Origin of the sequence: Burkholderia sp. WTPI3, assembly GCF_021483755.1 — a bacterium.
Lineage (GTDB): Bacteria > Pseudomonadota > Gammaproteobacteria > Burkholderiales > Burkholderiaceae > Burkholderia.
This window is the reverse complement of record NZ_JAGIXF010000195.1, coordinates 1-2,924: the sequence shown is the minus strand read 5'-3', so window position 1 is coordinate 2,924 and position 2,924 is coordinate 1. Positions and strand designations below refer to the sequence as shown.

Annotated in this window: 3 protein-coding genes; all 3 read left to right on the top strand. The window is 65.0% G+C overall.

Annotated elements, in window-relative coordinates; all coding sequences use genetic code 11:
- Positions 1–1,091 (top strand): ABC transporter ATP-binding protein (locus J7024_RS36700; RefSeq protein WP_124831032.1); only part of this gene is annotated, 1,091 nt, incomplete at its 5' end.
- Positions 1,092–1,101: 10 nt separating this feature from the next.
- Positions 1,102–2,088, top strand: a complete 987-nt coding sequence (locus tag J7024_RS36695) for an ABC transporter permease subunit (protein ID WP_175770752.1) — start codon at positions 1,102–1,104, stop codon at positions 2,086–2,088.
- Entirely contained in the window at positions 2,085–2,924 is an 840-nt protein-coding gene (locus tag J7024_RS36690) for an ABC transporter permease subunit (protein WP_175770751.1), read from the top strand. Before J7024_RS36695 ends, J7024_RS36690 begins: the two co-directional genes overlap by 4 nt.

Here is a 2,924-nt window from a genome sequence, read left to right as displayed (position 1 = left end):
CGAACGACGCCTTCGTGCGCATCGAAAACGTCGTGAAGAAATTCGGCGACAGCACGGCCGTCGACAACGTGAACCTGACGATCGCGAAGAACGAGCTGTTCGCGCTGCTCGGCAGCTCCGGCTGCGGCAAGTCGACGCTGCTGCGCATGCTGGCCGGGCTCGAGACGGCCACCTCCGGCAAGATCTTCGTCGACGGCGAGGATCTCGCGTCGCTGCCGCCGTACCGCCGCCCGGTGAACATGATGTTCCAGTCGTACGCGCTGTTCCCGCACATGTCGGTCGAGTCGAACGTCGCGTTCGGGCTGAAGCAGGAAGGCACGCCCAAGCACGAGATCAAGGAGCGCGTGGCCGATGCGCTCGCGCTCGTGCAGATGAGCAAGTACGCGAAGCGCAAGCCGCATCAGCTGTCCGGCGGCCAGCAGCAGCGCGTCGCGCTCGCGCGCTCGCTGGTCAAGCGCCCGAAGCTGCTGCTGCTCGACGAGCCGATGTCCGCGCTCGACAAGAAGATCCGCCAGAAGACCCAGCTCGAACTGGTGAACATCATCGAGAAGGTCGACGTGACCTGCGTGATGGTCACGCACGATCAGGAAGAGGCGATGACGATGGCCAGCCGCCTCGCGGTGATGAGCGAAGGCAGGATCGTGCAGATCGGCACGCCCGGCGAAGTGTACGAATACCCGAACAGCCGCTTCTCGGCCGAATTCATCGGCTCGACGAACCTGTTCGAAGGCCGCGTGGTGGAGGACGAGCCCGACCACATCTTCGTCGAGAGCGATGATCTCGAAGCGCGCATGTACGTAAGCCACGGCGTGACGGGCCCGCTCGGCATGCCGGTCGGCATCTCGGTGCGGCCCGAGCGCGTGCAGGTGTCGCGCGACAAGCCGGGCTCGCATCACAACTGGGCGCGCGGTGTGGTGACCGACATCGCCTACATGGGCAGCTACTCGCTGTATCACGTGCGCCTGCCGAGCGGCAAGACGGTCGTGTCGAACCTGTCGAGCTCGCACCTGCTGAACGACAGCGCGCCTTCGTGGAACGACGACGTGTTCGTGTCGTGGTCGCCGGCCAGCGGCGTCGTGCTGACGCAATGAGGACGACATGATGAGAACTTCCGCTTCCACGCCGTCCGCGCCGGTGCCGACCGGCGCCGCAAGCACCGGCCCGGGCCGCGCTCGCGCGGGCCGCTTCGCGCTGCTGTCGCGCTTCCTGCCGTCGGGGCGCAGCGTCGCGATCGGCGTGCCGTTCCTGTGGCTCACGCTCTTCTTCGCGTTGCCGTTCGTGCTGGTGTTCAAGATCAGCTTCGCCGACCAGGTGATGGGGATTCCGCCGTACACGTCGCTCGTCGAGTTCAAGGACGGCGTCGTGCACTTCGCGCTGCAACTGGGGCACTACGCGTTCCTGCTGCAGGACGACCTGTACATCGCGACCTACCTCAGTTCGCTGAAGATGGCCGCCGTGTCGACGCTGCTCTGTTTGCTGATCGGCTATCCGATGGCGTACTACATCGCACGCTCGGAACCGGCACGGCGCAACGTGCTGATGATGGCCGTGATGCTGCCGTTCTGGACGTCGTTCCTGATCCGCGTGTACGCCTGGATCGGGATCCTGAAGGACGACGGCCTGCTGAACCACACGCTGATCGCGCTCGGCATCATCCACACGCCGCTGCGGCTGTATCACAGCGACGCGGGCGTCTACATCGGGATGGTCTATTCGTACCTGCCGTTCATGGTGATGCCGCTGTACGCGCACCTCGTGAAGATGGACCTCACGCTGCTCGAGGCCGCGTACGACCTGGGCGCGAAGCCGTGGGTCGCGTTCACGCGCATCACGCTGCCGCTGTCGAAGAACGGGATCATCGCCGGCAGCCTGCTGGTGTTCATCCCGGCGGTCGGCGAGTACGTGATCCCGGAACTGCTCGGCGGCGCCGACACGCTGATGATCGGCCGCGTGATGTGGGACGAGTTCTTCAACAACATGGACTGGCCGATGGCGTCCGCGGTGACGGTCGCGATGGTGATGCTGCTGCTGGTGCCGATGGCGCTGTTCCAGTACTACCAGGTCAAGGAACTGGAGGAAGCGAAATGATCAAGCCGAGCAAACCGCTGTCGACGGGCGTTCTCGCCTTCGGCTTCCTGTTTCTGTACATCCCGATCATCAGCCTGGTCGTGTACTCGTTCAACGAGTCGAAGCTGGTGACGGTGTGGTCGGGCTTCTCGCTGAAGTGGTACGCGGCGCTTCTGGAAGACGACGAGCTGCTGACCGCGGCCTGGCTGTCGCTGAAGATCGGCCTGCTGACGGCGAGCGCGTCGGTGGTGATCGGCACGTGGGCGGGCTTTGTGCTCGCGCGCTTCGGCCGCTTCAAGGGCTTCACGCTGTACACGGGGATGATCAACGCGCCGCTGGTGATTCCGGAGGTGATCCAGGGGATCTCGCTGCTGCTGCTGTTCGTCGCGCTGGAGCAGATGTTCGGCTGGCCGAAGGGCCGCGGGATGGTGACGATCTGGATCGGTCACGTGATGCTGTGCGTGTCGTACGTGGCGATCATCGTGCAGTCGCGCGTGAAGGAGATGAACAAGTCGCTGGAAGAGGCGGCGCTGGATCTGGGCGCGACGCCGCTGAAGGTGTTCTTCGTGGTGACGCTGCCGCTGATCTCGCAGGCGCTGCTGTCGGGGTGGCTGCTGTCGTTCACGCTGTCGATCGACGATCTGGTGCTGTCGGCGTTTCTCTCCGGGCCGGGGTCGACGACGCTGCCGCTGGTGGTGTTCTCGCGGGTGCGGCTCGGGCTGAACCCGGAGATGAACGCGCTGGCGACGCTGTTCATCACGGCCGTGACGATCGGCGTGATCGTCGTGAACCAGGCGATGATCGCGCGCGAGCGGCGTCGGGTGGCCGACATGAAGGCGGCGTTCGCGGCGGCCTGA

Excerpts from the sequence above, each read along its gene's own strand:
- J7024_RS36695 (WP_175770752.1), top strand. The coding sequence starts at position 1,102 with ATGAGAACTTCCGCTTCCACGCCGTCCGCGCCGGTGCCGACCGGCGCC.
- J7024_RS36690 (WP_175770751.1), top strand. The coding sequence starts at position 2,085 with ATGATCAAGCCGAGCAAACCGCTGTCGACGGGCGTTCTCGCCTTCGGC.